This is a genomic window from Clostridium sp. OF09-36, from assembly GCF_003481985.1.
GTDB lineage: Bacteria > Bacillota > Clostridia > Lachnospirales > Lachnospiraceae > Brotaphodocola.
Genome location: NZ_QUMD01000053.1, coordinates 1 through 5,709, shown reverse-complemented (window position 1 = coordinate 5,709; position 5,709 = coordinate 1). Strand labels below are relative to the sequence as shown.

Here is a 5,709-nt window from a genome sequence, read left to right as displayed (position 1 = left end):
CACGAACAGCAGAAGTCAGAGCAGGCAAGTCCGAGAGAACGGATCCAAGAACTGAACCGTCAGAGCCGGACAGAGCTGGAGAACAGCCTGCTGAAGGAAGCCTTAGCTTTGTCGAGCGAGAGCTGCGAGGAATTGATGAAGCAGTCAAATCAAGGACAAGCAAGGGCAGAGCAGAACAGGCAGAGAGACGCCGAGCTGAGCAGGCAGCTCATCAGCGAGCTGAAGAAGCAAGTCGAGCAGTTAGAGAACAGCAACGAACTACTTCAGAACGCCATATCAGCCGGAATTGGGAGCCTGAGAGATGAGGTCAGAGAAAGTACCGTCCAAGAGGTAAAAAAGGCGTTACAGGCGAATATAGAGGCGGTACAGAAGGCAACAAAAGCTCTTGAAAAGCAGTCTGATACGCTTACAAGCGTAATGAAGCAGAAAGTCCGGGAGCTGGAGGAAAGCAAAAACAGCTTTTTCAGATATGAGGGCTTGAAGATATACCTGTTTTGGGGCGGTATGGTCTGTAATATTGGGACGTTTTTGATAGTGTTATATTATTTATTTGTCAAGTAAAGTTTTATAAAAATGTTATATATAATTAATGTTTTTTTGTTGAAAATATAGTATAGTAAAACAAAAAGGAGGGGATGCCAATGTACTTGTTGCTTTAGATGCTATAAAAATACATTGACATAGGAGGAAAATTAATGAGAAATATTCGCAGATCTGTAGCGTTAGCTTTGGCAGCAATAATGATGATGGCTATGAATATGGTTAGTTTTGCAGCAGATACAGCTCCTGCTGAAACCGAGGCGGTAGAATCGGTGACTCGTTCAACTAATGGAGAATCTGTTTTGCTGGATAAAGTATATTTTGCGTGTGATGGAAAAAACACAATTTCTTCTCGAGAACCTATTCCTGCTACAGCTTTAGATATTGAAAATAGAATTTTAGGAAGTATGGAGTATTTTTATGATGGTTTAGATTCATCTGGAAGACCGCAGTACACAGTTAAGGCATCTATGACGTCTAATCCATTAAAATTAAAATCCAGTAAACTTGTAACAAGAGCTGAAGGAGTAAATAGTTGGCATACAAATGAAGAAGATCATAATGGGTATACAGGAACTAATTCTCGAAGCTATGTATATACGACTCCGAATCCACCATCAAATCCATATTGTGAAGCAATATTAACCGCAACTGATGAGAAAGGTGACGAATACGCAGTATGGAAAGGAACTCTTCGTGATGCTAAGTAGAAAATACTGAAATATTGGTAAGAGTAGTGATGAAAATAAGAGGGAGTGAAGTGAGGATGAGATATTCTTAATTCACTCCCTTTTTTTAGAGGTCAAAAAGGTGCAATAAATTCATTGATAAGATAAGCGATAAGGGCGAGAGGGAGTGAGGTGTAGATATTGACACCAAAAAGGCACTCCCTTATACTTGATGGAAAAAGGTAAAATACTTCATTGATAAGATAAGCGGTGAAGGCGAGAGGGAGTGAGGTGTAGATATTGACACCAAAAAGGCACTCCCTTATACTTGAGAGAAAAAGGTGCAAAAATCTATTGATAAGATTAGCGGTCAGGCGGAGTAAGGGCAGTATATTATATAATATATCTAAGTAGGAGAAAAATATGCGTAGAAATACAAAAACAATGTATGAGTGGAGAAAGGTATATAGGGATAAAGAGGAGCTGATGTTGGAGAGAGGTTTTCCAGAGGTCAGCCCCCATGAGTTCTATCGTGACTTGTTCCCAGAGGGGAGCTTACAGAGTGCAGAGCATGACGGAAAAGGAAATGTGATTGCAACCCAGATAAGACCATCTGGAAAGGGAAGAACGAAGCAGTGGGTTATAGATGATAGTCTGAATATGCTTGATAAGGTCATAGGGGACGAGTTCGGACTGATACCGCCTATCACGTTCTATGGCAAGACACACACGAAGCAGAACGCACATGAACTGTATGCGGTTGCAATAGATATTGATTATGTCGGAAAACAGCAGTTGAAGAACCTCTTGAAGCAATTCGGGAACGGAGTACAGCTCCGACCGACCTACCTTGTGAGTTCTGGAAAGGGTGTCCATGCCTATTACTTTTTGAAAGAGCCAGTACAGTTGTATCATAATCTGGAAGATACCCTTGCGGAGCTGAAAGAAGCATTTATCCGCAGACTATGGAACGATACGAGCAGTATCAGACCAGACAGCCAGATATAACAGGTATCTATCAAGGCTTTAGGTGTGTTGGGAGCCAGAGCAAGCTGGGGGCAGACTTCCCAGTGAAAGCCTATAAGATGTCGGATAACCGCTATACTCTGGAAGATATAAAGGACAGCATACCGAACTGTAAGGTTGATTTATCGGTACTTACAGAGAAGCCGAAGAAAGAAAAGAGTAAGCTGTCACTGGACGAAGCAAAGAAGCTGTACCCAGAGTGGTATCAAGAGCGAGTTGTAGAGGGCAGACCGAAGAAAAAAGGCACATGGGTGTGTAATGAAGCCCTTTATGAGTGGTGGAAGAACAAGATTTTTACCGAAGTAAAGGTAGGCGGTAGGTACTTCTCAATCATGGCATTGTGTGCGTATGGCTTGAAATGTGGCATATCTGAAAGACGAATAAGGCAAGATGCCTATTCATTTTTGGAGCATCTGGAGAGCCTTACAGATGATGAGGACAACCATTTTACAAGGGAAGATGTAAAGGACGCATTGAAAGCCCTCAAAGCTGATAACAAGCTACTTTCGACTATGGCAAGCCGAGAATGGATAGAGAAGCAGACGAAAGTTGTCATACCGCCAAATAAGAGGAACGGCAGAAAGCAAGCCACGCACTTAAAAATCGCACGTTTTACCCTTGAAACAATGAATGAGGACAGGGGCAAAGCTCTACAAGGGAGACCAGACAAGGCGAAGATTGTCGAAGAATGGAGAGAAAGCAACCCTCTGGGAACAAAAGCGGACTGCATCCGAGAGACAGGACTTGCAAAGCATACGGTTTATAAGTGGTGGAAGTAGGGCATACTTGAAATGCTGAAAGGCATATGCTATAATGCCAGTAGGCAAGAAAGACGAAAGTGCTCATTGTGGCACGCAAAAAGCCCCGGAGTTGCGACCTCCGGGGCTTTTCTATTCCGTTGTGGCAAGGTGGCTTATGCCTTAGGCTGGCTACCGCTATTTATCTCCGTCCAGCCATTTGCAGATGTAGTAGGCGACTACACTTGCCAAGACAGAGAGTAAGAAAGACGAAAATATACTCATGGTGGCACACCCCCTTTCTGTACCTGTATAGGGGTGGTAGCGTTGCCCATTATACCATAGTGGCAGAAATGCCACAAGAAGCCATTTCCCCTTGTTTATTATCAGAGCCATAAGGAAAAGAGTGTCAAGGGCGGTCGAAAGACCGCAGCGTTTACCCTTGATACTCTTTTTTGTTGGCTATCATGCCGGAGGGGGAAACGGCTGTCCGTCCGTTCCGTCACTTCCCCTTGTGCTTCATTGTCTGTTCCGGCGGAAGAAAGTAAAGGGTGGTCTGCGACCATTTTTTATCTGCTGCATTCGCTGATCGGCAAGCCGAAGCTCATACTGCAGATAAAAAACAAGCCCTTGACTGTCTCCCTCCTACACTTCCAAAGTCGCCCAAGAGGAAGTAAGCTCCACTGTATTTCTGGCGAAATCCACGCACGAATATATCCGCTTGACAAGTGGCTATCACTATGCTATATTATGTGTAGCGGATATATTGCAAGTTCCCTAAAGTGATAGCCTAACGGCTACACTTTAGAACTTGTGAGGGTGGCAAAGCCCCCTTCAATCCCCCTTTGAGTGACCGCAGATATGCGGTAAATTGTTGAGTGATAGCCAAGAAGAAAGAGAGGTAAAAGCATGAGTTGGGGCGAGGAACAGCAGAAAGAAATTGAGACAATCAGAGAGAGAAAAATCACAGTGAAATTGTCGGACGCAGATTGTGACCGACTGGCGAGAAAGTGTGGGAAGCATGGTCTGACAATCGGAGAGCTGATAGAGAATTTTGTCGGAGATTTGGTGGGCGGTACTTACTCCAATGGAAGTGATGAAAGAGATTATGCTGACCAGTGGTTCGAGCGTTGTTGGTTCGGAATGTTCCCAGAGCCTACACTGCTGAATCACTTATTGAATTTGGGTTATGAACCAGAGCATTATCTGGATATGTTGGAGAACGTAGAGACAATAAAATCCGACATTGAAATTACTAAACAGAACATAGCAGAGCCAAGTGATGAATGGAAAGACATTGTGTACCACAAGTATAATGATGATTTTACAAGCTATGAGTGTGTGCCTTGTTACAATAGTGTTGATGAATATATAGCAAGCGAAAAAGAAGATTTAGAAAGCTATAAGGCAGACTTAGAAGAAGCACTGGAAGAACTGAAAGACATGAGAGCGGACTGGAAGCCAGAGAAAGAGCCGAACATGAACGAGGAAATCGAACTCATTAAGAAGTGGGTAAAGGAAAGAGAGGACTTCATCAATGAATAGGACAAGACCGAAGCAGATAGTTATAAGAGTGTCAGAGGAAGAACTTGCACAGATAAAAGAAAAAGTAGAGCAGTCTGGAAAGAGCCAACAGCAATATATCATTGAAGCCCTCACACAGTCGAACATTGTCAATCTGGACGGACTGAAAGAGATATATCCAGAGCTGAAAAGGCAAGGCAACAATCTGAACCAGATAGCCAAGAAGCTGAATGAAAATGGATATGTGGACTATAAGCAAGAGCTTCCTAACACCATGAAAGAGGTGAGAGAAGTATGGCAGTTATTAAAGCAGTATCTTCAAAAGCAGGCATAGGGCAAGCACTGGACTATGTGACAAAAGAGGAAAAGACAGAGGATAAGCTTGTCAGCGGTCTGCACTGTGAACCAGATACAGTAAAGGACGAAATGCAAGCCACCAAGGAACTATGGGAGAAAACCGGGGGAAGGACATACAAGCACTTTGTCCAGAGCTACCATAAGGACGAGAAAATCACGCCGGAGCAGGCACACAGGAACGCCTTACAGCTTGCAGAGAATACGTCGGCATGGAAAGGGTTTGAGGTGCTTGTGGCTACCCATAAGGACAAAAAACATATCCATACGCACTTTATCGTCAATTCCGTCAATTTTGAGGACGGGCACAAGCTGCAGTGGAGCAGCGCCGACCTGCAGGAGCTGAAGGAGCGGTGCAACGCACAGAGCAGGGAGCAGGGGCTACACGTCTCAGAAAAGGGAAAGACCTTTGAAGGAGCGGAACGTGAGGAAACAGTGGCATGGAAAAAAGAGACGTACCAGCTTCTGAAGCAGGCGGAGCAGGGGAAAGTGAAAAGCTATGTCCAGGACATTGCCCTGGCAGTCCTGGACTGTAAGGAAACAGCGACCAGCCGGGAAAGCTTTATTCGGCTGATGAATGAAAGAGGGTACGGAGTGGACTGGCAGGACAGCCACAAATACATCACATATACCGACTTAGCAAGGAAGCAGGCAGGAGAAAAGGCTTGCAAAATTCGTAATAATAAGCTGGAAAAATACTACAACATGGGTTTTGGAAAGGAGGAACTGGAGCATGAGTTTGAGAGAAATGCACGAACAGCAGAAGTCAGAGCAGGCAAGTCCGAGAGAACGGATCCAAGAACTGAACCGTCAGAGCCGGACAGAGCTGGAGAACAGCCTGCTGAAGGAAGCCTTAGCTT

7 protein-coding genes are annotated in these 5,709 nt (G+C 44.3%); all 7 read left to right on the top strand.

Features of this window, described 5'->3' with window-relative positions; translation table 11 throughout:
• The coding region (locus DXA97_RS21370; RefSeq protein ID WP_243107781.1) for a hypothetical protein at window positions 1-561 on the top strand (561 nt) is incomplete at its 5' end.
• Window positions 562-695: 134 nt separating this feature from the next.
• Window positions 696-1,250, top strand: coding sequence for a hypothetical protein (locus tag DXA97_RS19220; RefSeq protein WP_002595445.1), 555 nt, complete (start codon window positions 696-698; stop codon window positions 1,248-1,250).
• A gap of 381 nt (window positions 1,251-1,631) precedes the next feature.
• Entirely contained in the window at window positions 1,632-2,216 is a 585-nt protein-coding gene (locus DXA97_RS21365; protein ID WP_243035811.1) for a hypothetical protein, read from the top strand.
• Entirely contained in the window at window positions 2,174-3,013 is an 840-nt protein-coding gene (locus tag DXA97_RS21360) for a replication protein (RefSeq protein WP_243035810.1), read from the top strand. Before DXA97_RS21365 ends, DXA97_RS21360 begins: the two co-directional genes overlap by 43 nt.
• A gap of 867 nt (window positions 3,014-3,880) precedes the next feature.
• Window positions 3,881-4,516, top strand: a complete 636-nt coding sequence (locus DXA97_RS19200) for a hypothetical protein (RefSeq protein ID WP_002595442.1) — start codon at window positions 3,881-3,883, stop codon at window positions 4,514-4,516.
• Window positions 4,509-4,829, top strand: coding sequence for a plasmid mobilization relaxosome protein MobC (mobC, locus tag DXA97_RS19195; RefSeq protein ID WP_002595443.1), 321 nt, complete (start codon window positions 4,509-4,511; stop codon window positions 4,827-4,829). Before DXA97_RS19200 ends, mobC begins: the two co-directional genes overlap by 8 nt.
• Window positions 4,790-5,709 (top strand): relaxase/mobilization nuclease domain-containing protein (locus tag DXA97_RS19190; RefSeq protein ID WP_118721430.1); only part of this gene is annotated, 920 nt, incomplete at its 3' end. The genes mobC and DXA97_RS19190, both read left to right, overlap by 40 nt.